Annotated in this window: 27 protein-coding genes and 2 tRNA genes; 16 read left to right on the forward strand and 13 right to left on the reverse strand. The window is 58.9% G+C overall.

What is annotated here, in order from left to right:
* Positions 1-55 precede the first annotated feature (55 nt).
* Positions 56-1888, reverse strand: a complete 1833-nt coding sequence (uvrC, locus tag PVE98_RS12600; RefSeq protein WP_033751089.1) for an excinuclease ABC subunit UvrC — start codon at positions 1886-1888, stop codon at positions 56-58.
* Positions 1881-2540, reverse strand: coding sequence for a UvrY/SirA/GacA family response regulator transcription factor (uvrY, locus tag PVE98_RS12605; protein ID WP_033751092.1), 660 nt, complete (start codon positions 2538-2540; stop codon positions 1881-1883). Before uvrY ends, uvrC begins: the two co-directional genes overlap by 8 nt.
* Before the next feature lie 422 nt (positions 2541-2962).
* Here uvrY and PVE98_RS12610 point away from each other — a divergent pair, with 422 nt between their 5' ends.
* Positions 2963-3187 carry a DUF2594 family protein gene (locus tag PVE98_RS12610; RefSeq protein WP_033751095.1) on the forward strand — a complete coding sequence of 75 codons (225 nt, stop codon included), beginning with the start codon at positions 2963-2965 and terminating at the stop codon, positions 3185-3187.
* Between the two features lie 34 nt (positions 3188-3221).
* Here PVE98_RS12610 and PVE98_RS12615 read toward each other — a convergent pair whose 3' ends face one another.
* Together PVE98_RS12615 and sdiA are read right to left on the reverse strand one after the other, a co-directional pair.
* On the reverse strand, positions 3222-3833 hold the full coding sequence (locus PVE98_RS12615) for an acyl-homoserine-lactone synthase (protein WP_033751919.1): 612 nt from the start codon (positions 3831-3833) through the stop codon (positions 3222-3224).
* A 122-nt stretch (positions 3834-3955) separates the two neighbouring features.
* Positions 3956-4678, reverse strand: a complete 723-nt coding sequence (sdiA, locus tag PVE98_RS12620; protein WP_033751098.1) for a transcriptional regulator SdiA — start codon at positions 4676-4678, stop codon at positions 3956-3958.
* A 552-nt stretch (positions 4679-5230) separates the two neighbouring features.
* Between sdiA and PVE98_RS12625 the strand changes: the two genes are divergently transcribed.
* On the forward strand, positions 5231-5905 hold the full coding sequence (locus PVE98_RS12625; RefSeq protein WP_096072919.1) for a DUF4396 domain-containing protein: 675 nt from the start codon (positions 5231-5233) through the stop codon (positions 5903-5905).
* A 1-nt stretch (position 5906) separates the two neighbouring features.
* Here PVE98_RS12625 and PVE98_RS12630 read toward each other — a convergent pair whose 3' ends face one another.
* Positions 5907-6605, reverse strand: coding sequence for an extensin family protein (locus PVE98_RS12630; protein WP_096072918.1), 699 nt, complete (start codon positions 6603-6605; stop codon positions 5907-5909).
* 283 nt (positions 6606-6888) lie between these two features.
* Here PVE98_RS12630 and cycA point away from each other — a divergent pair, with 283 nt between their 5' ends.
* Complete coding sequence (cycA, locus tag PVE98_RS12635) at positions 6889-8283, forward strand: D-serine/D-alanine/glycine transporter (RefSeq protein WP_033751107.1); 1395 nt, start codon at positions 6889-6891, stop codon at positions 8281-8283.
* Positions 8284-8380: 97 nt separating this feature from the next.
* Here the strand turns inward: cycA and PVE98_RS12640 are convergent, their stop codons facing one another.
* Entirely contained in the window at positions 8381-9355 is a 975-nt protein-coding gene (locus PVE98_RS12640; protein WP_033751110.1) for a metal-dependent hydrolase, read from the reverse strand.
* A gap of 42 nt (positions 9356-9397) precedes the next feature.
* A complete protein-coding gene (gene rutR / locus PVE98_RS12645) occupies positions 9398-10033 on the reverse strand; it encodes an HTH-type transcriptional regulator RutR (protein ID WP_033751113.1) in 636 nt (211 codons plus the stop codon).
* 306 nt (positions 10034-10339) lie between these two features.
* On the opposite strand from rutR, the gene rutA reads away from it, so the two are divergent.
* Genes rutA through rutG form a run of 6 tightly spaced genes read left to right on the forward strand, consistent with a single transcriptional unit; the run spans position 10340 to position 15253 of the window.
* Positions 10340-11428, forward strand: a complete 1089-nt coding sequence (rutA, locus tag PVE98_RS12650; RefSeq protein WP_096072916.1) for a pyrimidine utilization protein A — start codon at positions 10340-10342, stop codon at positions 11426-11428.
* Positions 11428-12147, forward strand: coding sequence for a pyrimidine utilization protein B (gene rutB / locus PVE98_RS12655; protein WP_033751117.1), 720 nt, complete (start codon positions 11428-11430; stop codon positions 12145-12147). Before rutA ends, rutB begins: the two co-directional genes overlap by 1 nt.
* A gap of 4 nt (positions 12148-12151) precedes the next feature.
* The gene (gene rutC / locus PVE98_RS12660; RefSeq protein ID WP_033751119.1) at positions 12152-12547 is read left to right on the forward strand and encodes a pyrimidine utilization protein C; all 396 of its coding nucleotides are present in this window, start codon (positions 12152-12154) and stop codon (positions 12545-12547) included.
* Positions 12547-13350, forward strand: coding sequence for a pyrimidine utilization protein D (rutD, locus tag PVE98_RS12665; protein ID WP_033751121.1), 804 nt, complete (start codon positions 12547-12549; stop codon positions 13348-13350). Before rutC ends, rutD begins: the two co-directional genes overlap by 1 nt.
* Positions 13351-13360: 10 nt before the next feature.
* Positions 13361-13885 (forward strand): NADH-dependent FMN reductase RutF, encoded by a 525-nt coding sequence (gene rutF, locus PVE98_RS12670; protein ID WP_033751123.1) that lies wholly within the window; start codon positions 13361-13363, stop codon positions 13883-13885.
* A 42-nt stretch (positions 13886-13927) separates the two neighbouring features.
* Positions 13928-15253, forward strand: a complete 1326-nt coding sequence (gene rutG / locus PVE98_RS12675) for a pyrimidine utilization transport protein G (RefSeq protein ID WP_033751132.1) — start codon at positions 13928-13930, stop codon at positions 15251-15253.
* Here the strand turns inward: rutG and PVE98_RS12680 are convergent, their stop codons facing one another.
* Positions 15254-16162: a DMT family transporter gene (locus PVE98_RS12680; protein ID WP_033751134.1), complete on the reverse strand. Its 909-nt coding sequence runs from the start codon at positions 16160-16162 to the stop codon at positions 15254-15256.
* A gap of 153 nt (positions 16163-16315) precedes the next feature.
* Between PVE98_RS12680 and wrbA the strand changes: the two genes are divergently transcribed.
* From wrbA to PVE98_RS12695, 3 genes are read left to right on the forward strand one after another with little or no spacing between them, the layout of a single operon-like run.
* Complete coding sequence (gene wrbA, locus PVE98_RS12685) at positions 16316-16915, forward strand: NAD(P)H:quinone oxidoreductase (protein WP_096072915.1); 600 nt, start codon at positions 16316-16318, stop codon at positions 16913-16915.
* Between the two features lie 20 nt (positions 16916-16935).
* Positions 16936-17166: a YccJ family protein gene (locus tag PVE98_RS12690; protein WP_033751138.1), complete on the forward strand. Its 231-nt coding sequence runs from the start codon at positions 16936-16938 to the stop codon at positions 17164-17166.
* A gap of 51 nt (positions 17167-17217) precedes the next feature.
* Positions 17218-18591 carry an NAD-dependent succinate-semialdehyde dehydrogenase gene (locus PVE98_RS12695; protein ID WP_407568510.1) on the forward strand — a complete coding sequence of 458 codons (1374 nt, stop codon included), beginning with the start codon at positions 17218-17220 and terminating at the stop codon, positions 18589-18591.
* Positions 18592-18647: 56 nt separating this feature from the next.
* Here PVE98_RS12695 and agp read toward each other — a convergent pair whose 3' ends face one another.
* The 3 genes from agp to PVE98_RS12710 all read right to left on the reverse strand — a co-directional run bounded on the left by agp (position 18648) and on the right by PVE98_RS12710 (position 20779).
* Complete coding sequence (gene agp / locus PVE98_RS12700) at positions 18648-20300, reverse strand: bifunctional glucose-1-phosphatase/inositol phosphatase (RefSeq protein ID WP_313619179.1); 1653 nt, start codon at positions 20298-20300, stop codon at positions 18648-18650.
* 236 nt (positions 20301-20536) lie between these two features.
* Positions 20537-20624: transfer RNA gene (locus PVE98_RS12705), tRNA-Ser, on the reverse strand.
* A 67-nt stretch (positions 20625-20691) separates the two neighbouring features.
* A tRNA-Ser gene (locus PVE98_RS12710) sits at positions 20692-20779 on the reverse strand.
* A gap of 219 nt (positions 20780-20998) precedes the next feature.
* Between PVE98_RS12710 and yccA the strand changes: the two genes are divergently transcribed.
* Positions 20999-21655, forward strand: coding sequence for an FtsH protease modulator YccA (gene yccA, locus PVE98_RS12715; protein ID WP_033751148.1), 657 nt, complete (start codon positions 20999-21001; stop codon positions 21653-21655).
* Between the two features lie 139 nt (positions 21656-21794).
* Positions 21795-22121: a sulfurtransferase TusE gene (gene tusE / locus PVE98_RS12720; RefSeq protein ID WP_096072912.1), complete on the forward strand. Its 327-nt coding sequence runs from the start codon at positions 21795-21797 to the stop codon at positions 22119-22121.
* Here the strand turns inward: tusE and yccX are convergent, their stop codons facing one another.
* A complete protein-coding gene (gene yccX, locus PVE98_RS12725) occupies positions 22122-22400 on the reverse strand; it encodes an acylphosphatase (protein WP_048782999.1) in 279 nt (92 codons plus the stop codon).
* An 85-nt stretch (positions 22401-22485) separates the two neighbouring features.
* On the opposite strand from yccX, the gene rlmI reads away from it, so the two are divergent.
* Together rlmI and hspQ are read left to right on the forward strand one after the other, a co-directional pair.
* Positions 22486-23676: a 23S rRNA (cytosine(1962)-C(5))-methyltransferase RlmI gene (rlmI, locus tag PVE98_RS12730; protein WP_096072911.1), complete on the forward strand. Its 1191-nt coding sequence runs from the start codon at positions 22486-22488 to the stop codon at positions 23674-23676.
* Positions 23677-23735: 59 nt separating this feature from the next.
* Complete coding sequence (gene hspQ, locus PVE98_RS12735; protein ID WP_033751160.1) at positions 23736-24053, forward strand: heat shock protein HspQ; 318 nt, start codon at positions 23736-23738, stop codon at positions 24051-24053.
* Between the two features lie 32 nt (positions 24054-24085).
* Here the strand turns inward: hspQ and PVE98_RS12740 are convergent, their stop codons facing one another.
* The gene (locus PVE98_RS12740; RefSeq protein ID WP_033751163.1) at positions 24086-24508 is read right to left on the reverse strand and encodes a CoA-binding protein; all 423 of its coding nucleotides are present in this window, start codon (positions 24506-24508) and stop codon (positions 24086-24088) included.
* Between the last annotated feature and the right edge of the window lie 74 nt (positions 24509-24582).

Consider the following 24582-nt stretch of genomic DNA (forward strand, 5'->3'; position numbering starts at 1 on the left):
TCTGGAATGGGTAGAATTTCCCCTATGTTCCTACATTGCCTCACCTGTTTCAATGCTAGTGTTTTAGCGAATGGTATATTTTTTCCGCCAGCGCGAACGAAATGCCGGGCACATTGGCGATCTCTTCAACCGTGGCGTTCATCAAGGGTTGCAGGCCGCCCATGTACTTAAGCAGCTGCTGGCGTCGTTTTGGGCCGATGCCTTCGATGCTCTCCAGCGCGCTGGTGTTCTTTACTTTCGCCCGTTTTTTACGGTGGCCCGAAATTGCATGATTGTGAGCGTCGTCACGAATATGCTGGATAACATGCAGCGCTGCGGAGTCCGGCGGCAGCGAAACGCCCTCGCCTTCCGCTTCAAAGAAGAGCGTTTCAAGGCCCGCTTTACGATCGCTGCCTTTCGCTACGCCCAGTAAAATCGGTCGCGACTTATCCCATTCCACGTCCAGTTCGGCAAATACCTGCTTCGCCTGCGACAGCTGTCCCTTGCCGCCGTCGATCAGGATGACGTCGGGTATTTTGTCCTCTTCCAGCGCTTTGCCGTAGCGGCGGCGCAGCACCTGATTCATCGCCGCATAATCATCGCCTGGCGTAATGCCTTCGATGTTGTAGCGGCGGTAGTCGCTACGCAGCGGTCCGTTGGCGTCGAACACTACGCAGGAGGCGATGGTCTGTTCGCCCATGGTGTGGCTGATGTCGAAACACTCCATGCGGTTGATTTTGTCCAGCTCGAGAAACTGCGCCAGCGCCGCCAGCCGCTGCTGGATAGTGGAGTGCTGCGAGAGCCGCGTGGTGAGCGCCGTCGCGGCGTTGGTGCGCGCCAGCTTGAGATAACGCGCGCGGTCGCCGCGCGGTTTGCTCTGAATGGCCACGCGTCGCCCCGCCAGCTCGCTCAGCGACGCGGCTAGCAGTTCGCGTTCAGGCAGATCGAAGTCCAGCAGGATATCGCCCGGCAGGGTGCGCGCTTCGCTGCCCTGCAGGTAAAACTGGCCGACGAAGGTCTGCACCACCTCCGCCAGCTCGGTATCGGCCGGGACTTTCGGGAAGTAGCTGCGGCTGCCCAGCACCTTGCCCTGACGAATAAAGAGCACGTGCAGGCAGGCCATGCCGGCGTCGTAGGCCACGCCCACCACGTCCAGATCGTCGCCCTGATTAGAGACGAACTGCTTTTCCGTGATGCGGCGCACCGCCTGAATCTGGTCGCGCAGACGCGCCGCCTCTTCGAAGCGCAGCCCGATGCTCGCCTCTTCCATGCGCTTCACCAGCATGTTCAGCACCTGGTCATCTTTACCGGCGAGAAACAGCCGCACGTACTCCGTCTGCTGCGCATACTCCTCTTCGCTCACCAGACCGGCGACGCACGGACCGAGGCAGCGTCCAATCTGATACTGCAGGCAGGGTCGGGAGCGATTGCGGTAGACGCTGTTTTCACACTGGCGAATCGGAAAGACTTTTTGCATCAGCGCCAGGGTTTCACGCACCGCATAACCGTTCGGGAACGGGCCGAAATATTCGCCTTTGGCGTGTTTCGCCCCGCGATGGTAGGCCAGGCGCGGATGCGTATCGCTGCTGAGAAAGATAAACGGATAGGATTTATCGTCGCGCATCAGCACGTTGTAGCGCGGCTGATAGAGCTTGATGTAGTTATGCTCGAGCAGCAGCGCTTCCGTTTCAGTGTGCGTAACGGTGACGTCTATATGATGGATGTTGCTGACCAGCACCTCGGTCTTTCGACTGCCGACGTGGCTGCGAAAGTAGCTGCTGAGGCGCTTCTTAAGATCTTTGGCTTTTCCTACATAGATCACGGTGTCCGAGGCGTCGTACATGCGGTACACGCCCGGCTGGCTGGTCACCGTGCTGAGAAAGGCTTTGGCGTTGAAAACTTCACTCACTACTGATTAACGGCTCCGCATTGAACAGGCCATGTCGAATGGCCAGATGCGTTAACTCTACGTCGCCGCTGATGTTCAGCTTGCTGAACATGCGATAACGGTAGCTGTTAACGGTTTTAGGACTGAGATTGAGCTGCTCGGAAATTTCCGTCACCTTTTGCCCTTTGGTGATCATCAGCATAATCTGCAATTCCCTTTCCGACAAACAGCTGAAGGGCGATTCCGCTTTTTGCGGCTCGATCTGGCTCAGCGCCATCTGTTGGGCGATATCTGACGCAATGTAGCGCTGGCCGGCGTGCACGGAGCGGATAGCATTCACCACTTCCTGCGGCGCGGCGCCTTTGCTGAGATAACCCGCCGCGCCCGCCTGCATCACCTTAGCGGGCAGCGGGTTTTCGGTGTGGATGGTCAGCATAATAATTTTGATATCGGGATTGAAGCGCACAATTTTGCGCGTCGCTTCCAGCCCGCCAATGCCGGGCATATTCATATCCATCAGGATCACGTCGACCTGATGAGTTCGGCACCATTTCACCGCGTCCTCGCCGCAACAGGCCTCTCCCGCGACCACAAGACCTTTCATATCTTCCAGTATGCGGCGAATACCGGCGCGTACCAGTTCATGGTCATCCACAAGAAGAACACTGATCAACGGGGAGCACTCCGCAAGCTAAAATGAGGAATAATTCGGGTTATGAATCCGCGCATGATACCTGCTTTTCGCCATAATGAACATCAATTGCCCGAATGTTTGGCCGTATTCAATGATTTACATCAAGGCTTTCCAGTCAGCTAAATTAATATGTGGGCGCATAAAATATGATCATTTTATTTTTTTAATTTTCATTAAATTTCAAAAGGTTAAATTATGCACCAGGCAAAATCTCGCTCTGGACTTAAATGCAGCGCAGGCATGCTGTGAAAATTATTCACCTGCTGCTTTAAATAATATCCTGTCGATGACTCGGCCGCCCTGACGCTTCGCTTGCGCAGGTAAATGGCGCGCTGTGATATACTGATGCACGGCTGTGCGGAACATGCCGGCACGTTCGATTAACCCCCAAGGAGAACACGATGAGCGACGAAGAATTTGTTACCTCGCACGACACGCTAAAGCTGGCCGACGAAGTCGCCTGTCTGAAAATGATGGTGACGCTGATTCTGAAAGGAATGGGCCAGGCGGATGCCGGCAAAGTGATTATAAATATGGAACGCTACGTGCAGACTCTGGGTGACAAGCCGCAGGCGGAAGTGTTTAGCAATACCATTAAACAGATTAAAACCGCGTATCGTCAGTGATGCGTTCGCCCCCGCCTGACGCGGGGGCGCGCTGTCAGGTGTGCGACTGCCAGTTAACGGAGACGCCCAGCGACGGCAATACCTCTTCCGGGCTGAAGCGCCGCGTGCCGCGATACTTTTCCGCCAGCGCCGGCTGCGCCACTGGAATACGAATGGCGAACAGATTGTCTTCCGACTGAATCAAGCCCGGCGTGAGCGGCTCATAGGCGACCTGGTGATCCTCAAACATCTTCTCCAGCATCGGCGTCGCCGAGCTAATCAAATACTCCATGCCGTTGAGTTCGGCGAGCTGTACAGCGTGCCATAACAGGTTGAACGGCAGCTCCGCGTCCACTTCCAGCTTCGCCGAGAAGCGCGACATCTCCCATACTTTTTCATGACTAAACGGCACAACCAGCCCTTCGCTCTGGGCGGGCTCATGCCACGGCATCAGCCGCGCGCAGCCGCTAATGCCGTCGCGCGCGCTCCATGCCAGCAGCCAGGTGACATCCGAACGATCAAAACGGTCATACTCCTGACCCGGCGTGCTGAGACGCGGCGGAATAGACCAACCTTCTCCACGCGCAAATACGCTATAACGGTAGCTGCCTAACTCGGCCAGCAGAGAGGACGGCATATCCTTTAACTGGGTTTGAATTATCTTCATCATGCGCCCCTGACATCCTCATGTTTGCACTGATTTACGCTACGCCCGCCTGGCAAAGTCCCGGCGCAGGGTAGACAACTGCTTCCGGCAACGTAACTACTAAATTTAGTAGTTGCCTTTTTCTATATCAGACCAATTGCCGCCGCATAACAGGCAATTTGGGTTTTATTGGAAACATTAAATCGCTTTTGCATATTCTTTTGGTGAAAATTCACCGTATGCTGCGAAATAGCTAAAATAAGCGAAATTTCAGCCGAGGTTTTGCCCTCAGCGGTCCATTTCAAAATCTCCAGCTCGCGCTGACTGAAATCATTTTTTAGCACCATTAGCGCATCATCGGAAAAACGCTGGAGCGCGCGCAAACTCAGCTCCGCCAGAAAGTGCAGTTTCACTTCCAGCTCGGTGTGCAAATGCTGCGTCTTGCTTGCCAGGCGAGATGCTATAGATAATATACCAATGGCGCGATTTGACGCCATCGCGGAGCAGGAAAATCCGCTGTTTAGCCCATACTCCTGCGCCTCTTTCCACAAATCGCCGGCCTCAGCGAAGATCTCGTCCGTCCACTCCAGCCCTCGTCCCGGCTGCTGGCAAAGCAATAACACCGGATCGACGGCGTAATAGTTTTTTTCCTCATAGCGTTTCATCCAGGCTTTTGGATAAGTGTGATGCAAAAAAAGGCGCGGACGGGTAAAAGGCACAGGATGCTGAATCAAAAAGGAATAGCTGTCGAACCCTAATGACACCGCCTGTGTCTGAATGAGCATCTTCAATTCTTCAGTTGAAGTGAGAGCCTGAAATTCTTTTTCCGTCTCTCGGCGCCAGACGAAATAATTTTCGTTAGTCATATTGCCTCGGCGTTATCCTCACGCTGACGCGTCTGGTTATTGAGGTTGTACATTTTTAAAAAAATAAATTTATAAGAGAAAAAAGTTTTATTGAGAAAAAACAGCAAGCCAGTAAAAACCACGTACGTCCGATTGTGCGTGTTTTACTTAAAGCATGTTTCCTGTGTTTCTCGAAAGAGAAGCCCATTCTCAGCAGTATAGCCGCCGAAAAACAGAATAAGATTTTTCTTAAACAGATTCAATCTGCAACACAACAATAAATCCCTCATACATTGGCCATCATTCAGCATAGCTATTAAGTTAAATTAGTTTAGATGCGTAATTTATTTGTAAACATAGAGTTAAGGTATTCTAAAGCGAAACGGCCGACAGGAGTGGAAATGTGTGCTTTTTTTTGCCGTCTCGCTTAAGCATAGATCATTTCCTTGTGTTGCGATTGGGCTACGCTTAACCATGGACCTCTTACCTCCCCATTACGCGCGGCGTGCAGGCCTCTGGCAGCCCTCAGCCGTTTTTACGGATGCGCTTTTACCTTTGCAGGTGGGAAACACTATGTTGAATCAGCTGGCATTACCCTTCCTGGTATTAGGAGCCTGTACCGCTCTGATGATCCTAAAGGATATTTTTCGCCATCCACATCCTGTCGGGATAATGAACATTATCTGGCCGCTGACCGGACTCTACATGCCGTTCTTTGGCTGGCTGGCCTGGTGGTATCTTGGTCGAAAACCGTCGCGTCAGCTTAAACTTGCGCTACTGGCTCCGCAAAAAATTCATCATTACGCCGGCTGGCAAACCATATTTATTACCACTTCTCTCTCGGCGGCAGCCTGCATTTTTAGCGAACTGATTACAATTCCGATTATCACTCTGCTAAACCACTACCATTTTGCTACGCCGCTCTGGATGCAGGCAATTATCTGCCTGGCTATTTCTCTGATTAGCGGTCTTTTTTTACAATTTATGGCGATCAGACAGCGCGAAGCATTTTCTATCTGGCGCGCGTTGCTGGTCGCCTTTCGCACCGAAACTTTCCCGCTGCTGGTTTATCAGGCAGGTATTTTCCTCTTTATGAGCCTGGCCCTAAAGTTTGTGCTTCATCAGCAAATTAATCCGCTGATGGCGGCTTTCTGGTTTATGCTGCAGCTCGCGACGCTGACCGGATTTATATTTTCCTGGCCCGCCAATCATTTCCTGATTAAACGCGGCCTGAACCCGGCGGTTTAATTCATCGACAATATCCGGTTCCGCGCATGCCGAAATGAAAATGGCCAGCATGCGCGGCGTTATAATCCGGCCCAAGCGCATTGCCGAAGTTATTACACCCCTCCTGCCAGAGCTGATGCAGCAGAGCCGACTTGTTCTCCGGCTGCGTCCAGTTTTTCCCTACCTCTATGCGTTGCCCATCGGCCAGCTGAAAGCCGGTGACGTCCCAGGCGTCTGCGGTGGCATGCTCGCTTAAGCGCCCTTCCGTGCGGTGATAGATATTGCGGCAGGCATAACTGCCGACATGGTTGATGCGCGCCAGCGACGCGCCAGGCTGTACCTGTGCCAGACGCTGCTGGCTGCGCAGAACAAACATGGTGCTGGCGACGGCCATCGGACAGCTGGCAAGAAAGCTGCTGCTCAGGCTGACCCTGCCGAAACGCTGGATGCGCAGCGGGTCAGGCAGCGGGCAGGCGCCCGTGACGGCGGGACGCGCGCTAAACGTCACCAGGCCCGCCTGCTGCGCGCGGCGCATCACGTCGAGGCAGGCAGCGGGATCGCCAGCCAGCCGCTTGAGTTTGTAGCGCGTCATCCAGCCGGGCGGATCGGTGACCGCCAGCGGCGTGAAGGGGTTGAACTGGGGCGGCAGATGCTGTTTTAGCCACGGCAGGCTCCACCAGCCAACGGCTATTAGCACCAGCAGCAAAATAATCGTGCGCATTCTCTCTCTTGCAGCAGCTTGATTTAGAGAACAAAAGTGTAGAAGCTACGCGCCGGTTTAGCGCCGGAAACGACGCTTTTCGCTTAAAACAGCCGCGTTGTGCCGCAAGTTTGTGCCGCGTAAAGATTTTCTGACATGTTAATAAGACGTAAAGGTCGCATTTGGACAAAAAAAATAGCGAGCTTTTGCCTTATTCCTCTATCTTATGCCCACTTGCCTCCAGGCAAGCGATCGCAAACAGCCAGCAGAGCTGACACAACATCCAGACAGGAATAACGATTTTATGGTTGATCAAATAAAAGCAGCCGTTGCTGAACAGGAGAATCCTGACAAGCTGCGGCGTAATCTGCATAACCGTCATATTCAGCTTATCGCCATCGGCGGTGCCATCGGTACCGGACTGTTTATGGGCTCCGGCAAAACCATCAGTCTGGCGGGTCCGTCGATCATTTTCGTTTATATGATCATCGGCTTTATGCTCTTTTTTGTCATGCGCGCGATGGGCGAGCTGCTGCTCTCTAATCTGGAATACAAATCCTTCAGCGACTTCGCTGCCGACCTGCTCGGCCCCTGGGCAGGCTACTTTACCGGCTGGACCTACTGGTTCTGCTGGGTGGTGACCGGCATCGCCGACGTGGTGGCGATATCCGCCTATTTCCAGCTCTGGTTCCCCGGCTTTTCCGTGTGGATGAGCGCGCTGCTGTGCGTCTTCGTCTTCCTTGCGCTGAATATCGCCACGGTGAAAATGTTCGGCGAGATGGAGTTCTGGTTTGCCATCATTAAGATCGTCGCCATCGTGGCGCTGATTATCACCGGCATCGTGCTGGTGACTCTGCACTATCCGTCACCAGGCGGCGGCACCGCGTCGCTGAGCAATATCTGGGATCACGGCGGCCTGTTCCCGAAAGGGCTGAGCGGCTTTTTCGCCGGTTTCCAGATTGCGGTCTTCGCCTTTGTCGGCATTGAGCTGGTCGGCACGGCAGCGGCGGAAACACACGATCCCCATAAGGTGTTGCCGCGCGCCATTAACGCCATTCCGCTGCGCGTGATTATGTTCTACGTGCTGGCGCTGATGGTGATCATGGCGGTAACGCCCTGGACGCAGGTGCTGGCGGATCGCAGCCCCTTTGTTGAAATGTTCGTGCTGATCGGCCTGCCGGCGGCGGCCAGCATCGTGAACTTTGTGGTGCTGACCTCGGCGGCCTCTTCTGCCAACAGCGGCATCTTTTCCACCAGCCGTATGCTTTACGGCCTGTCGCAGCAGGGTGTGGCGCACCGCGCCTTTGGTCGACTCTCCGCGCGTGCGGTGCCGACTGCCGGACTCTTTTTCTCCTGCCTCTGTCTGCTTGTCGGCGTCGCGCTGATTTATCTGATCCCGGACGTGATGACGGTGTTCACTATGGTGACCACGGTGTCGGCGATCCTGTTTATGTTCGTCTGGACCATTATCCTGTGCAGCTATCTGGCCTACCGCAAGAAGTATCCGGAGCGCCATGCGGCGTCGGGCTTTAAGATGCCGCTGGGCAAGTTCATGTGCTGGGTGGTGATAGCGTTCTTCGCCTTCGTGCTGGTGCTGCTGACGCTGCAGGAGGATACCCGTCAGGCGCTGATGGTCACCCCGCTGTGGTTTGTCATGCTGACCATGGGCTGGCTGCTGCGCCGTCGCGCCGCCCGTTAAGCGCTTTTATCCTGGGCGTCAAACCGCGATAAAGAGGGCTTTGAACAACGCAACGCGTTGACCCGCACCTCAGGGATGGGGTGCGTCATTGTGGCTTTTACAAGCGCTCCCCAATTTTTTTAAAACTCTGCCCCAGCGAAGGGCGCGCGGAAGGCAGCCGCTCAGGATGCGCGGCGGGCGACTGCGGCGTGCCCAGGCCGAAGGTAAAGGTATAATTTCCCTCTTCCCCCATGCGTAAATCGGCAATAAGGGTCTGCCCATCCTGCTCGCGCAGCGCATAGAAGCCGTGGCTGAACCAGGCAACGCGCTCCGCATACCAGCTGCCCTGCAGCGGCGCGAACAGCGCCGTGTGTCGCGGCTGCCAGCGGATCTGCAGCGGCCGCGTCGGCGACAGCAGCGACCACCAGGCTTCGCCATAGCGATCGCCGTCGATAATCACCGCTCGCCACACCAGCGTATTAAACGCGGTTGGCGTCACCAGCACCTTCTCGTCGGACACCTTCTGCTGCGCCAGCGATTGCCCGATCTGCCAGCCTGCCACGCCCTGAATCGCCATACTCCAGGCGAGATAGAGCGTGCTCAGGGTTAATCCGGCGCGATTCCAGCGCAGACCGCTGGCGCCGCCGCGCCGCAGCGCTACCGCGAGGCAGATCAGCAGCGGCAGCGTATAGAGCGGATCGACGATATAGATGCTGCCGACGGCGAAGGGGTGATCGGTGAGCGGCAGGCCAAGCTGCGTGCCGTACACCGTCATCAGATCCAGCAGCGGATGGGTAATCAGCGCCAGCCAGATGGCCAGCCACCACTGCTGCCAGCTTACGCCGCGCCGGAACAGGCCCGCGATAAGCCAGGCGAGCAGCGGCGAGGCCAGCGTCAGCCACAGCAGCGCATGGCTCTCGGTGCGGTGCAGCGTCATATTGCGGATGGCGTCGCCGTGATCGATAAACACATCGAGATCGGGCAGCGTGCCGCAGACGGCGCCCACCGCCGCCGCCTGCCAGAGCGGCGTCCGGCGACCCATCGCCGCGACGCTGACCGACGCGCCCAGCAGCAGTTGCGAAACAGAATCCATCGATGACTCCGTGGCAGAGCGGCGGCGCCAGCCGCCAGGAAATTAGCGCACGCGGATCCCTTCGATGATCATGCGCTGCACGTTTTCGACCGTTTCATCAAAAAACTGGGGATCGCTCAGGGTCTGGCCGGTAATCGCCTCGACCTGGCTGGCGAAATCCGCATAGTGCTGCGTCGCCGCCCACAGCATAAAAAAGAGGTGCTGCGGCTGCACGCCCGCCAGCCGCCCTTCATTGATCCAGCGCTCAACGATCGCCGCCTTATCGTCCACCAGCTGTTTGAGATCGCCCGCCAGCTCCCCTTTTAGCAGCGGCGCGCCCTGCAGCATCTCCAGACAGAAGAGCCGCGACGCCTGCGGATGGTCGCGCGACACCTCAAGCTTCAGGCAAATATAGCGGCGTATGGCGCTGAGCGGGTCCATATCGTGCTGCAGCGCGCGCAGCGGCGCCAGCCAGACGTCGAGGATCTCTTTCAGCACCGCGATATAGAGCGTTTCTTTCGAAGGATAATAGTAGAGCAGATTGGTTTTCGAGACGTCGGCGCGCTCGGCGACCTGATCCAGACGCGTGCCGTGAATACCAAACTGAGAGAAAAGCGCCAGCGCGGCCTCCAGAATGGCGGCGCGTTTCGCCGCAGTCGCGCGCGAACGTCGCGTCGGTTTTTTTTCATCGGTTTTCACAGCGTTACCTCATTCCTTAAGCGTACTGGCATCATAGCAAAGCCGCTCACCCCTGCCCAACCCGGCCGCTGCACCTTTTTTGTTCAGCTTGCCTGCAAAACGTGCAGAGATTTTTGACCAAATGGTCCATAACGGACCATCCGCTCCACTTTCTCTCGCCGCCTTAAATTTAATTCATTGTTAAATATGTTCTTTTATTTTGTGGCACAACCTTTGCAAATTTGTCAGCAAGCGCCGCCATCAGGGATGAAGCAGGATGCCGCGTAGCGCACCCCATCATTTTTCACCTGGCAAAGAGGGTTTGACATGAAGATTGGCGTTTTTATTCCGATTGGTAACAACGGCTGGCTGATTTCTACCCACGCTCCGCAGTACAAACCGACGTTCGAACTGAACAAGGCGATCGTACAAAAGGCGGAGCGCTACCACTTCGACTTTGCGCTCTCGATGATCAAGCTGCGCGGCTTCGGCGGCAAAACCGAATTCTGGGATCACAACCTTGAATCTTTCACCCTGATGGCGGGCCTGGCCGCGGTGACCTCACGTATCGAGATCTACGCCACCGCCGCCACGCTAACGCTGCCGCCCGCCATCGTGGCGCGCATGGCGTCGACCATCGACTCCATCTCCGGCGGCCGCTTCGGCGTCAATCTGGTGACCGGCTGGCAGAAGCCGGAGTATGAGCAGATGGGCATCTGGCCGGGCGATGACTACTTTAGCCGCCGCTACGACTACCTGACGGAGTACGTTACCGTGCTGCGCGACCTCTGGGGCAGCGGCCAGTCCGATTTCAAGGGTGAGTTTTTCACCATGAACGACTGCCGCGTCAGCCCGCAGCCGCAGAAGCCGATGAAGGTGATCTGCGCCGGTCAGAGCGACGCAGGCATGGCCTTTTCCGCGCAGCATGCCGACTACAACTTCTGCTTCGGCAAAGGGGTCAATACGCCGGCCGCCTTCGCCCCGACCGCCGCGCGTATGAAGCAGGCGGCAGACAAGGCGGGCCGCGACGTCGGCTCCTACGTGCTGTTCATGATTATCGCCGCCGACAGCGACGAGGCGGCGCGCGCGAAATGGGAACACTACAAAGCGGGCGCCGACCAGGAGGCGCTCGCCTGGCTCACCACGCAGAGCCAGCAGGACAAGCGTTCCGGCAGCGACACCAACGTGCGCCAGATGGCCGACCCCACTTCCGCGGTCAATATCAATATGGGCACGCTGGTTGGCTCTTACGCTAACGTCGCGCGCATGCTGGATGAGGTGGCGCAGGTTGAAGGCGCCGAGGGCGTGCTGCTCACCTTTGACGACTTCCTGCAGGGCATTGAAGATTTCGGCCAGCATATCCAGCCGCTGATGCAGTGTCGCAGCCAGATCAATGACAACAGAGAGGTGGCCTGATGAGTACCGTTTACTGCGCCCATGCTTCCGCGCTGCCGCAGGTTGAGCTGCCTGCGCGCCCGGAAGCGATCGCTTTCCCACCCACGCAAAGCGCGCTGATCGTGGTCGATATGCAAAACGCCTACGCCACGCCCGGCGGCTATCTCGACCTCGCCGGCTTCGACGTCTCCGCCACGACGCCGGTGATAGAGAAGATTGCGCAGGCGGTCGCCGCCGCGCGCGCGGCCGGCGTGCAGATCGTCTGGTTCCAGAACGGCTGGGATAACCAGTATGTTGAGGCGGGCGACGCCGGTTCGCCGAATTTTCATAAATCCAACGCCCTGAAAACCATGCGCAAGCGCCCTGAGCTGCAGGGCTCGCTGCTGGCGAAAGGCGGCTGGGATTATCAGCTGGTGGACGCGCTGCAGCCGCAGCCAGAAGATATCGTGCTGCCGAAACCGCGCTACAGCGGCTTTTTCAACACCCCGCTCGACAGCATGCTGCGCAGCCGCGGTATTCGTCATCTGATCTTTACCGGCATTGCCACCAACGTCTGTGTGGAATCGACGCTGCGCGACGGCTTTTTCCTCGAATATTTCGGCGTGGTGCTGGAAGACGCCACTTACCAGGCGGGCCCGCCCTTCGCGCAGCAGGCGGCGATTTTCAATATCGAAACCTTTTTCGGCTGGGTATCCAGCGTCGACGCCTTCTGCGAAAGCCTGCAAGGTCATAAGGAGTAACGCCATGCCGAAGTCTGTGATTATTCCGCCGGGCACCGCTACGCCTATCGCCCCTTTCGTGCCGGGGACGCTGGCCGACGGCGTGGTGTATGTATCCGGCATCCTGCCGTTCGATAAAGAGAATAACGTGGTGCATATCGGCGACGCCGCCGCGCAGACGCGCCACGTGCTGGAAACCATTAAAACCGTGATTGAAACCGCGGGCGGCACGCTCGACGACGTAACGTTCAACTCCATTTTTCTTACCGACTGGCAAAATTACGCCGCCATCAATCAGGTCTATGCCGAGTATTTCGCCGGCGATAAGCCGGCGCGCTTCTGCATTCAGTGCGGCCTGGTGAAGCCCGACGCGCTGGTGGAAATCGCCAGCGTGGCGCATATCGGCAAACGGGAGGCGTGATGCATCTGGAGATACTGGGACGGCAGGATCCCGCGGCGGCTACGCTGGTGCTGGCTTCCGGCCTCGGCGGCGTAGCGGGCTTCTGGCAGCCGCAGCTGGCGGCGCTGTGCGCGCGCTATCGCGTGGTGGTTTACGACCAGCGCGGCACCGGCCGCAGCGCGCAGCCGCTGCCCGCCGACTATTCGATGGCGATGATGGCGGCCGAGCTGGCCGAGGCGCTGGCGCAGCGCGCTATTACGCGCTTCAGCGTCATCGGCCACGCGCTCGGCGGCCTCGTCGGGCTGCAGCTGGCGCTCGATTACCCCGAACGCGTCGAGCGCGTGGCGGTCATCAACGGCTGGCTGCGGCTGCATCCCCATACGCGGCGCTGCTTTCAGGTGCGGCAGGATCTGTTGCTCAAGGCGGGCGTCGAGGCCTTCGTGCGCGCGCAGCCGCTGTTCCTCTATCCGGCGGAGTGGATGGCGCAGCATCAGATGCGTCTCGCCGAAGAAGAGGCGGCGCATCTCGCCCATTTTCAGGGGCGCGACAACCTGCTGCTGCGCCTGAACGCCCTGATGCGCGTCGACTTCGCGCCGCTGGCCGAACGCATTCAGCAGCCGGTGCTGGCGATCTGTAGCCAGGATGACATGCTGGTGCCCTGGAGCTGCAACGGGGAGCTGGCGGCTGCGCTGCCCAACGCGCAGCAGATCGCGATGTCCTGGGGCGGACATGCCATGAGCGTCACCGACGCCGACGGATTCAATTCGCTGCTGCTGCAGTGGCTTAACAGGAGCGAAGCCGCGCCGCAGCGCGCGGCGAGCTGAGGAGATAACCATGAGCACCCTTACCCTTACGCCAGAGATCGCGCTGGTCGAGAAGCAGGCCTTTCGTGACGGCATGGCGCGCCTTGGCGCCGCCGTTAATATCATCACCACCGACGGCCCGGCGGGCCGCGCAGGTTTTACCGCCTCCGCGGTGTGCAGCGTCACCGATACGCCGCCGACTCTGCTGGTCTGCCTGAATCGCTCCGCCTCGGTATGGTCGGTGTTCGACGCCAACCGCCAGCTTTGCGTCAATACCCTGGCAGCCGGTCAGGAGGCGCTCTCTGGCCTGTTCGGCGGCAAGACGCCGATGGAAGCGCGCTTTCAGGCGGCGCAGTGGCGCACGGCGGCGACAGGTTCGCCCGTGCTGCAAGGGGCGCTGGTCTCGTTCGACTGTCGCATCAGCGACATTACGTCGGTCGGCACCCATGACGTGCTGTTTTGCGAAGTGCTGGCGCTGACGTTCAGCAACGAAATGCACGGACTAGCCTGGTTCAATCGCGGCTATCTACCGTTGCAGCGGCAGGACGCCCGCTAATCCGCCCTGCGCGGCCTGATACCACTCTTTCTGGAGATAACGATGGCGAGTTCCTGGTTTCCTCAATGGCGTAAAAAGTCGGCGGTATCGGACGGCGGGCTTATCGCCCCGGATGAGACGCTACCGTTTGGACAAACGGCGATCCTCGGCCTGCAGCATGCGGTGGCGATGTTCGGCGCCACCGTGCTGATGCCGCTGCTGATGGGGCTGGATCCCAATCTGGCGATCCTGGTGTCAGGCATCGGCACCCTGCTCTTTTTTGTTATCACCGGCGGACGCGTGCCGAGCTATCTCGGTTCCAGCGCGGCCTTTGTCGGCGTGGTGATCGCCGTAACCGGCTTCAACGGTCAGGGACTCAACCCGCATCTCAGCGTCGCGCTCGGCGGAGTCATCGCCTGCGGCGCGCTCTATATGCTCATCGGCCTGCTGGTGATGAAAGTCGGCACGCGCTGGATCGAACGTCTGATGCCGCCGGTGGTTACCGGCGCCGTGGTAATGGCGATCGGGCTTAACCTCGCGCCCATTGCGGTACACAGCGTGGCGGCCTCCGGCTTCGACAGCTGGATGGCAGTGATGACCGTGCTCGCCATCGGGCTGGTGGCGGTCTTTACGCACGGGATGGTGCAGCGCCTGCTGATTCTGGTGGGGCTAATCGTCGCCTGGGCGATTTACGCGCTGCTGACCAACGTGCTGGGCTTCGGCAAACCGGTCGACTTCAGCGGCGTAGCCCAGGCCGCGTGGTTCGGCATGCCGCAAACCACCGCACCCAGCTTTGATCTTCAGGCGATGGTGATGATCGCGCCGGTGGCGATTATTCTGGTGGCGGAAAACCTCGGCCATCTCAAGGCGGTCGCGGGCATGACCGGCCGCAATCTCGATCCCTGGATGGGACGCGCCTTTGTCGGCGACGGCCTGGCGACCATTCTCTCCGGCTCGATCGGCGGCAGCGGCGTGACCACCTACGCGGAGAATATCGGCGTGATGGCGGTCACCAAAGTTTACTCTACGCTCGCCTTCGTGGCGGCGGCGGTCATTGCGCTAATCCTCGGCTTTTCACCGAAGTTCGGCGCGCTAATCCATGCGATTCCCGCGCCGGTGATCGGCGGCGCCTCGATTGTGGTCTTTGGCCTGATCGCGGTCGCAGGCGCGCGCATCTGGGTGCAGAACCATGTGGACTTCAGCCAGAACGGCAATCTGATTATGGTCGCCACCACCCTGGTGCTGGGCGCGGGCGATTTTTCTCTGAAGATCGGCGGCTTTACCCTGGGCGGCATCGGCACCGCCACCTTCGGCGCGATTTTGCTTAATGCGATTCTGCGCCGACGCGGCGCGGCGCTGGCGGAGCGTCCGGCGCGGCAGCAGGGATGATTATTCGCGCGGCGCCTCGGGCGCCGCTTTTTTTCGCCTGAGCTTCAGCTCGCTGACGATGACGCCGCAAACGATCAGCGCGCCGCCGAGAATGGCCGCCGCAGGCAGTCGCTCTCCGGCGAGACGCCCTACCACGCCCGCCCAGACCGGCTCGCCCGCGTAAATTACCGTGGCGCGCGTCGGCGAGACGCTGCGCTGCGCCCAGTTCATGGTGACCTGAATCAGCGCGCTGGCCGCGCCGAGACCCAGTGCGCTCAGCAGCAGCGTCGGGCTGAGCGCCGGCATCGACTCGCCGTTCGGCGCCATCAGGGCGAAGGCGCACAGCGAAGCGACCGCCAGCTGAATCAGCGTCACGCGGCGCACGTCTACCTGACCGGCGAAACGGCTAATCAGGATGATCTCGGCGGCGATCGCAAGCGTGCTGAGCAAGGTGGCGATTTCGCCCTGGTTAAGGCTGATGCGGCCATCCTGCGGCCCGGCCACCAGCAGCAGGCCGAGAAAAGCGAGCAGTATGCCGCACCACGCCATCACGCCCGGCGGGCGCCGCAGAAACAGCCACTGCAGCAGCGGCACCACCGGCACGTAGAGCGCGGTGAGAAAGGCGGACTGGCTGCTGGAGATGGTCTGCATGCCCCAGGTTTGCAGGCCGTAGCCGCCGGCGATCGACAGGCCGATCAGCGCGCCGGCGATCAGCTCCTGCCGCGTGGTGCCCGCCAGCGCGCGACGAAAGACGCAGGCGAGGATCAGCGCGGCGGTGGCGAAGCGCAGCCCGACAAAAAAGAAGGGACCGGAAAAGGCCATCGCGCGATGCACCACCAGAAAGGTGCCGCCCCAGATCATGGTAATCAAAATCAGCACCAGCTCTTCACGCGATACGCGCAGCGCCAGCGTGCGGGAAACGTCCGACATAACACACCTTCCGTGATTCAACGGGCGCCATTGTGCGCAGGTCGCGACCTGAATGCAATGCATCAGAAAAACCGCAAATTTTGCGATCTCGCCGCAGGGCCAAAAAGCTCTTCTATACTTCTGCTTAGGTTTTCACATGCTGAGGAGCGCGCAATGGCCCGAGTTTTGGTGCTTTATTACTCAATGTACGGACATATCGAAACCATGGCGCATGCGGTAGCGGAAGGCGCGCGTCGCGTTCCGGGCGTCGAAGTCGATATCCGGCGCGTGCCGGAAACCATGGACGCCGAGCGTTTCGCTCAGGTAGGCGGAAAAACCGACCAGGCGGCCCCGGAAGCCACGCCGGACATATTGCCGCAGTACGACGCTATCCTGATCGGCACGCCGACGCGCTTCGGCAATATGTCCGGCCAGATGCGCACCTTCTGGGACCGCACCGGCGGCCTGTGGGCGTCCGGCGCGCTGCACGGCAAGGTCGGCAGCGTCTTTACCTCCACCGGTACCGGCGGCGGCCAGGAGCTGACTATTACCTCGGTCTGGACCACCTTAGCGCACCACGGCATGGTGATCGTGCCGATTGGTTACGGAACGCAAGAGCTGTTCGATATCTCGCAGGTGCGCGGCGGTACGCCTTACGGCGCCACTACGCTGGCGGGAGGCGACGGCTCGCGTCAGCCCACGGAAGCGGAACTGAATATCGCTCGCTATCAGGGCGAACACGTTGCCGGTCTGACGGTAAAACTCAAAGGGTAAGTTTCATTAAGGAGAAAAGTATGTCGAACGATCAAGCGAAAGCACACCACGTGGGCGAATGGGCCACGTTGCGCCACACCTCGCCGGAAATCGCCGAGGCTATTTTCGAAGTGGCTAACTATGACGAAAAGCTGGCGGAGGAGATCTGGCGTCAGCAGGGTAACGACGAAGTGCTGTTTCGCGCCTTTGACAAAACGGAAGCCGACGTGCTGACGTGGGACGATACGCCGGTAGAGCGCAAAAATATCTGATTGCGAGGCGGGATTTCCCGCCTCACCTTTTTTACTGACCAAGGAGAATCTATGTCTTCCTATCAGAGCATTAACCCCGCCAATAATCAGCTGCTGAAAAGCTGGCCTTCTCACGACGCCGCTGCGGTAAGCCACGCGCTGGAAACCGCCGATCGCCTGTTCCACTCGTCGTGGAGCAAAGGGGATATCGCTCCGCGTCTGCAAGTGCTCGCCAGACTGGCTGATTTGATTGAAAGCCGGGTTGACGAGCTGGCCGCCATCGCCAGCAAAGAGATGGGCAAGCTGATTGGTCAGAGCCGTGGAGAAGTGAAAATTTGCGCGCAGATCGCGCGCTACTATGCCGACCATGCGGCAGAGATCCTTAAACCGCAGCCCTACCCCAGCGAACTGGGCGAGGCCTGGGTCGAGTATCATCCCATCGGCGTGCTGGTCGCCGTCGAGCCGTGGAACTTCCCTTATTATCAGCTGATGCGCGTGCTGGCGCCTAACCTGGCGCTGGGCAATCCGGTGCTGGCGAAACATGCCAATATTGTGCCGCACTGCGCCGACGTGTTTGCAAAGCTGGTTATCGAAGCGGGCGCGCCGGAAGGCGCCTGGACTAACCTGTTTATCAGCAGCGACCAGGTCGCCGAGCTGATTGCCGACGATCGCGTGCAGGGCGTCGCCCTGACCGGTTCAGAGCGCGCCGGCAGCGCCGTGGCGCAGCAGGCGGGCAAATACCTGAAGAAATCGACGCTGGAACTGGGCGGCAACGACGTTTTTGTCGTGCTTGACGACGCCGATATCGACGAGGCGCTGCGTCAGGGCGCGCAGGCGCGGCTCAGCAACTGCGGTCAGGTCTGCACCGCCGCCAAGCGCTTTATTCTGCACGAAAAGATCGCCAGCGCCTTTATCGATAAGTTCAGCGCGGCGCTGAAGGCGGCCCGCCTGGGCGATCCGCTCGACGAGCAGACCACGCTGGGGCCGCTCTCTTCCAAAGAGGCGCGCGATCGCCTGGCGAAACAGGTCGACGAGGCGGTGCGGAACGGCGCGACGCTGCTGATCGGCGGCAAGCCGGTCGAGGGCGTCGGCTGCTACTTCCAGCCGACGATCCTGACCGATATCCGCCCGGATAATCCTGCCTACTATGAGGAATTTTTCGGACCGGTGGCGCAGATTTATGTGGTAGGCGACGACAACGCCGCCGTTGCGCTGGCAAATGACTCTCACTACGGCCTGGGCGGCTCGGTCTGGACGCAAGACAGCGCGCGCGGACGCCGACTCGCCTCGGCGATCGAGACCGGCATGGTGTTTATTAACTCGCAGAGCGATACCTCAGCCGAGCTGCCGTTCGGCGGCGTGAAGCGCTCCGGCTATGGCCGCGAGCTGTCGGACCTGGGTATCAAAGAGTTCGCCAACCAGAAACTGGTGGTGGTTGCAGGCTAATCCGCCTCGCCCATAAAAAAACCCCGCTGAGGCGGGGTTTTTCATTGGAGCGGGTTTTACTGGGTGACGGCTTGGTTCGCGTCGCTGTTCTGCGCGGATTCTACCGGCTTCTGCGCTGGCACATCGGCAGGTTTAACCGCGTCGGCTTTGTCCGCCGCCGCTTTATCCGCGGCGGCCTTCTCGGGAGCCGCCTTTTGCGCCGCAGCGCGCTCTGCCTTCGCTTTCTCCTCGGCCGCTTTCGCCTTCTCTTCTGCAGCTTTCGCTTCAGCCGCTTTTTGCGCGGCGGCTTTTTCCGCTGCCGCTTTGTCCGCAGCAGCTTTATCAGCGGCGGCTTTATCGGCAGTAGCTTTATCGGCAGCAGCTTTATCAGCGGCGCCCTTACTGGCGGCCGGTTTATTCTCCGCCGGCTTAGCGGCATCTTCAGCCGCCGCCGCGGTCGGCTGCGCGGCCGGCTCCATCGGCGTGCCCTGCAGCGCGCCGTTCAGCGCCTGAGCGAACTGATCCCAGCTGCAGTAGCCATTGCCGTCGGTCGGACAGCCTTCCAGCTGCAGCGTCACGCGCTTCGGCGGATTCTTCAGGCTCAGCACTTCGCCGTCGCGCAGCTGATCGGCGGTCTGGTAGACATATTCCAGCTTCAGCAGATCTTTATTGTTTTTCGCATCGTGCCAGCGTTCGAACACCAGCTGGCCGCCGATAGGCGTATTTTCCCAGGTGCCCGGCAGTTCATAAGGCTTAACCTGCAGCGCGCTCAGCAGCGAGGCGATATTCGAGTCGTGTCCGACCATCAGGGTAATTTTCGGCGCATTGGCTTTGTCCTCATCCACCAGCTGGCTGCGGATGTAGTCCACCAGCGGCGCGGCGACTTCGCGCGCGATGTCCGGGCTGGTGAAAAGCGCGTCCTGATAGCCGTTTTTGATCGCCGACAGGGTTTTCCACTGCTCTGGCGTTTTGATCTGGCCCCAGGCGACCTGCTCAAGCGGGAAGCCTTCATAATACTGCAGCGTGAAGGCGTCCATCAGCGAGTTGCCGACCTTCAGCGGGCCGCTTACGTTCGGCTCTTTGCCGTTTTCGGCGCTGAAGACGTTGTCGCCGCTGCTTAAATCGCACTGTTTTTTGTTGTTGCAGGCCGGCGCGGATTTGTAATCGACGATCTTATCCAGCTGCTGCAGCGCAGGCTTCAGCGCCAGCTTTTCGTTTTCCGCCGTCATCGCCGCCAGCGCTTTCTTATTAAAGGCTTCGCTGTCGTCGGTGATCACCGGGTTAAACACCGGATCCATAGTGCCCATGGCGTCCTGATGGGTGACGGCGATATCACAGCCGGGGAACGCGCCGTTAACGAAGAACTGAGCCGTCGCGACGGTGCGCTGCAGGCTGTTGGCGTAGACGAAGACGTTGCTGCTGTCGGGACAGCTGCCGTTCTGCACCAGGCCCTGCTGCGCCAGCCACTGACGCGTGTAGTTGCCCATGTAGACTTCCAGCACGCCGCCTTTGGTGGTGAGCTGTCCGCCCGGCACGCTCCACTGCGGCCAGCTTTTCTTCGTCGACTGTTCCAGCACGCTGCCATTATCGGCCAGCGGCGCGCGCAGGTTGTGGCGGCTAAACATCAGTACCTGTTGAAGCTGCATGTCGCCTTCAGCCGCCTGGGCCGCCATGCCGATCGGCAGCGCGGCCAGCACCGACAGTGCGCAAAGACTCAGTTTCTTGATCATTGTGCCTATTCCATTTATTCAGTAGAGAAACACTCTGGCTATCAACCGATTAGCTCTGATCAGAGCATAGTGGCCCACAGTGTAACCTAAGCTGGCCGCGAAATGCGCCCGATGTTTGCAAAAACGTGAATGGACTATAGCAGAGCAGGCCGAAAGCAGCCTGTAAAGCGCAGTGCGAGCAGAGGTCGAAAGGCAGAAATGCAACAGGCCAGCACATTGTGCTGGCCTGTCTGGTGTGGCGGAGGAAGAGAGATTCGAACTCTCGGATGGTTTCCCATCGGCGGTTTTCAAGACCGCTGCCTTAAGCCGCTCGGCCATCCCTCCGGGGTGATGCTTTTCACATCGGCAAAACGACATTGCCGCATTGCCTGTTCCTGCCTGAGCAGGAAAGTGGCGGAGGAGGAGAGATTCGAACTCTCGGATGGTTTCCCATCGGCGGTTTTCAAGACCGCTGCCTTAAGCCGCTCGGCCACCCCTCCGCAATGAGGCGCACTATAAACATCCCCCCGGAGGATGTAAAGCCTGTACGAATTCATTCGCCTGAAAAACAGCCAAAATGGCGTTATTCGTTGGCGAAATCGCCATTCCGCTCAGAGAAACAGCGATTTATCGCGTAAAGAAGGGTAAAACGCCTTTCCCGTTTTGCCCCCGCTGCGTATTCTCAGCGCAAACCTCGTGTTCTGATAAAGGAGCGCATTATGGACAGAATTATTACCTCGTCTTCACGGACATCGCTGCTCAGCACCCATAAGGTGCTGCGTAACACCTATTTCCTGCTCGGCCTGACGCTGGCGTTTTCCGCCGTGACCGCCACTGCGAGCACCGTGCTGGGCCTGCCTGGTCCGGGACTGATTTTAATGCTGGTCGGTTTTTACGGCCTGATGTTCCTCACCCATAAGCTGGCTGACAGCCCGATGGGGATTTTGGCGGCCTTCGCCTTCACCGGCTTCCTCGGCTACTGCCTTGGTCCGATCCTCAGCTCGTTTTTAGCCGCAGGCATGGGTGACGTGATTGCGCTGGCGTTAGGCGGCACGGCGCTGGTCTTCTTCTGCTGCTCGGCCTATGTGCTGACCACCCGCCGCGACATGTCTTTCCTGGGCGGTATGATGATGGCGGGCTTCGTGGTGTTGCTGGTGGCGGTCGTCGCCAATCTGTTCCTGCAGCTGCCTGCGCTGCACCTGGCGATCAGCGCGCTGTTTATTCTCTTCTCCGCCGGCGCCATTCTGTGGGAAACCAGCAATATTATTCACGGCGGCGAGACCAACTATATTCGCGCCACCGTCAGCCTCTACGTCTCGCTCTACAATATCTTTATCAGCCTGCTGAGCATTTTGGGCTTCGCCCGCAACGACTAATCGCTTCGCAGCGGGTAGCCCTACACAACAGCAAGGCGTCCCGCGACAGCGCCTCCCTGACCCCGCTTCGGCGGGGTTTTGCTTTTTCTGACGGCGCAATTTGGTAGAATGCCGCCGGACAACGCAGTCAGGAGCAAACGTGGAATTTAACGGTAAAACCATCGAGGTCGACGGCGAAGGCTATTTGAAGCATCGCGACGACTGGAGCGAGGCGCTGGCAGAACAGATCGCCGATAAAGAAGGCATCGCCATGAGCGAGGCGCACTGGGAAGTGGTGCGTTTCGTGCGCGCGTTCTATCTGGAATACAATACTTCGCCCGCCATCCGCATGCTGGTCAAGGCGATGGCGCAAAAGTACGGCGAAGAGAAAGGCAACAGTCGATATCTGTTCCGCCTGTTCCCGGATGGACCGGCGAAACAGGCGACTAAAATCGCCGGCCTGCCTAAACCGGCGAAGTGTCTCTGATTAGCCGGTGGTAAAACGGCGCGGCGGCTCGGCGGGTTGATGCGGCTCCATTAATACTTTATCGACACGCGCGCCGCGCGGCCCGCCTGCCTTCAGCCACGCGATAAGCGCGTCGACCTTGTCCGGCTCGCCCCAGGCCAGTACCTCGACGCTGCCGTCATCCAGATTCCGCGCGTAACCCAGCACGCCAAGCTGCGACGCCTGCGCCTGTGTGCTGTAGCGGAACCCGACGCCCTGCACTCTGCCGTGTACCCATATTTTATAACAGGCTGATGTCATCACTCTCTCCTGCCGCTGCGCGTTGCAATTTTCCGTTATCCGCCGGACAATGGCGCCTCATTTTTTCAGGTAAGCATAGCAAACTATGACCGTTCGATTGATTCTCGCTAAGGGACGTGAAAAATCCCTGCTCCGCCGCCATCCGTGGGTGTTTTCCGGTGCCGTCGCGCGCCTTGAAGGTAAAGCGCAACTGGGTGAAACCGTTGATGTCTGCGACCATAACGGCAAATTTCTCGCGCGTGCGGCTTATTCGCCGCAGTCGCAAATTCGCGCCCGCGTCTGGAGCTGGCAGCAGGACGAATCAATTGATATCGCCTTCTTCGTACGCCGTTTCGAGCTGGCGCGGCAGTGGCGCGACTGGCTGGCGCAGAAAGACGGGCTGGACAGCTATCGTCTGATCGCCGGCGAATCTGACGGCTTGCCTGGCGTCACCATCGATCGCTTCGGCAACTTTCTGGTGCTGCAGCTGCTCTCTGCCGGCGCGGAGTATCAGCGCCCGGCGATTCTCTCCGCGCTGCAGCAGTGCTTTCCCCAGTGCGCCATCTACGATCGTTCCGATGTGGCGGTGCGTAAAAAAGAGGGTCTGGAGCTGACGCAGGGCACGATAACCGGCGAACTACCGCCGCCGCTGCTGCCGATTACCGAACACGGCATGAAGCTGTTGGTCGATATTCAGGGCGGCCATAAAACCGGCTACTACCTCGACCAGCGCGACAGCCGTCTGGCGACGCGCCGCTATGCGCAGGATGCGCGCGTGCTGAACTGCTTCTCCTATACCGGCGGATTTGCCGTATCGGCGCTGATGGGCGGCTGCCGCGAAGTGATTAGCGTGGATACCTCGCAGGAGGCGCTTGACGTAGCGCGCCAGAACGTCGAGCTCAACGAGCTGGATCTGTCGCGCGCCCAGTTCGTGCGCGACGACGTGTTCAAGCTGCTACGCCGCTATCGCGACGCCGGCGAAAAGTTCGATCTGATTATCATGGATCCGCCGAAGTTCGTGGAGAACAAAAACCAGCTGGCGGGCGCCTGTCGCGGGTATAAAGATATCAATATGCTGGCGATGCAGCTGCTCAATCCCGGCGGTATCCTGATGACCTTCTCCTGTTCAGGCCTGATGGCGACCGAGCTGTTCCAGAAGATCGTGGCCGACGCCGCGCTGGATGCGGGCCGCGAAGCGCAGTTTATCGAGCAGTTCCGTCAGGCGGCCGATCACCCGGTGATCGCCAGCTATCCTGAGGGTCTTTATCTTAAAGGTTTTGCATGTCGTGTGGTGTGACTTGAAAAAGCGCCTTCTGACGCCATATTGATCAGGAGGCAGTTTTTCTGGAGGTCACTATGATTGCCACTAAATTTGGTATTGGTCAGCAGGTTCGGCACCGCCTTTCGGGCGTGCTAGGCGTAATAGTCGATGTCGATCCCGAATATTCGCTGGATACGCCAAAGCTGGACGAGGTCGGCGCGACCGAAACACTGCGCCGCGCGCCCTGGTATCACGTGGTAATGGAAGATGAAGAAGGCGATCAGGTGCACACCTATATCGCTGAGATTCAGCTTTCCGGCGAAACCAGTTCGGAACATCCGGAACAGCCGGAGATGGACGAGCTGGCCGCATCGATTCGCCAGCAGCTGCAGGCTCCGCGCCTGCGCCACTGATCGCAGGCGGCATTCCTACGCCGCCTGTGATGCTACTGTTTCTGTCGCGTCACGCCCAGACGCGGAATTTCTATTTTAGGACAGCGATCCATAATCACGGTCAGACCCGCATCCTGCGCCAGCACGGCGGCCTGCTCGTTAATCACGCCCAGCTGTAGCCAGAGGGTATCCGCGCCCGCCGCGATCGCTTCCTGCGCCACGCCCCACGCCGCTTCTGAATTGCGAAACACGTCAACCATATCGATTTTGCCCGGAACCTCTTCCAGCTTCGCGTAGGCCGTCTGGCCCAGCAGCGTCTTCCCGGCCAGTTTCGGACTCACCGGAATCACCTCGTAGCCCTGATCCAGCAGATATTTCATCACGCCGTAGCTCGGTCGGTCTGGACGATCGCTGGCGCCTACCAGTGCAATGCGCTGAGTGCGCGTCAACACGTCGCGAATCGTTTGATCGTTCATTTTTTTCTCCTTGTTTCAGAGCATTAAATGTAGCGTCGCCTGTTAAGCGCGCCGCTTTCCAGAAAGCGGAATTT

It is taken from the genome of Pantoea sp. GABEPS69 (genome assembly GCF_045780835.1).
GTDB lineage: Bacteria > Pseudomonadota > Gammaproteobacteria > Enterobacterales > Enterobacteriaceae > Pantoea > Pantoea septica.

Bases quoted from the DNA above. Each gene is read 5' to 3' on its own strand.
- PVE98_RS12610 (WP_033751095.1), top strand. From the start codon at position 2,963: ATGAGCGACGAAGAATTTGTTACCTCGCACGACACGCTAAAGCTGGCC.
- rutB (WP_033751117.1), top strand. From the start codon at position 11,428: ATGAGTACCGTTTACTGCGCCCATGCTTCCGCGCTGCCGCAGGTTGAG.
- PVE98_RS12695 (WP_407568510.1), top strand. From the start codon at position 17,218: ATGTCTTCCTATCAGAGCATTAACCCCGCCAATAATCAGCTGCTGAAA.
- agp (WP_313619179.1), bottom strand. From the start codon at position 20,300: ATGATCAAGAAACTGAGTCTTTGCGCACTGTCGGTGCTGGCCGCGCTG.
- yccA (WP_033751148.1), top strand. From the start codon at position 20,999: ATGGACAGAATTATTACCTCGTCTTCACGGACATCGCTGCTCAGCACC.
- rlmI (WP_096072911.1), top strand. From the start codon at position 22,486: ATGACCGTTCGATTGATTCTCGCTAAGGGACGTGAAAAATCCCTGCTC.
- rutG (WP_033751132.1), top strand. From the start codon at position 13,928: ATGGCGAGTTCCTGGTTTCCTCAATGGCGTAAAAAGTCGGCGGTATCG.
- PVE98_RS12690 (WP_033751138.1), top strand. From the start codon at position 16,936: ATGTCGAACGATCAAGCGAAAGCACACCACGTGGGCGAATGGGCCACG.
- yccX (WP_048782999.1), bottom strand. From the start codon at position 22,400: ATGACATCAGCCTGTTATAAAATATGGGTACACGGCAGAGTGCAGGGC.
- PVE98_RS12615 (WP_033751919.1), bottom strand. From the start codon at position 3,833: ATGAAGATAATTCAAACCCAGTTAAAGGATATGCCGTCCTCTCTGCTG.
- rutF (WP_033751123.1), top strand. From the start codon at position 13,361: ATGAGCACCCTTACCCTTACGCCAGAGATCGCGCTGGTCGAGAAGCAG.
- PVE98_RS12740 (WP_033751163.1), bottom strand. From the start codon at position 24,508: ATGAACGATCAAACGATTCGCGACGTGTTGACGCGCACTCAGCGCATT.
- hspQ (WP_033751160.1), top strand. From the start codon at position 23,736: ATGATTGCCACTAAATTTGGTATTGGTCAGCAGGTTCGGCACCGCCTT.
- rutC (WP_033751119.1), top strand. From the start codon at position 12,152: ATGCCGAAGTCTGTGATTATTCCGCCGGGCACCGCTACGCCTATCGCC.
- rutA (WP_096072916.1), top strand. From the start codon at position 10,340: ATGAAGATTGGCGTTTTTATTCCGATTGGTAACAACGGCTGGCTGATT.
- cycA (WP_033751107.1), top strand. From the start codon at position 6,889: ATGGTTGATCAAATAAAAGCAGCCGTTGCTGAACAGGAGAATCCTGAC.
- PVE98_RS12680 (WP_033751134.1), bottom strand. From the start codon at position 16,162: ATGTCGGACGTTTCCCGCACGCTGGCGCTGCGCGTATCGCGTGAAGAG.
- PVE98_RS12640 (WP_033751110.1), bottom strand. From the start codon at position 9,355: ATGGATTCTGTTTCGCAACTGCTGCTGGGCGCGTCGGTCAGCGTCGCG.
- PVE98_RS12630 (WP_096072918.1), bottom strand. From the start codon at position 6,605: ATGCGCACGATTATTTTGCTGCTGGTGCTAATAGCCGTTGGCTGGTGG.
- sdiA (WP_033751098.1), bottom strand. From the start codon at position 4,678: ATGACTAACGAAAATTATTTCGTCTGGCGCCGAGAGACGGAAAAAGAA.
- wrbA (WP_096072915.1), top strand. From the start codon at position 16,316: ATGGCCCGAGTTTTGGTGCTTTATTACTCAATGTACGGACATATCGAA.
- rutD (WP_033751121.1), top strand. From the start codon at position 12,547: ATGCATCTGGAGATACTGGGACGGCAGGATCCCGCGGCGGCTACGCTG.
- PVE98_RS12625 (WP_096072919.1), top strand. From the start codon at position 5,231: ATGTTGAATCAGCTGGCATTACCCTTCCTGGTATTAGGAGCCTGTACC.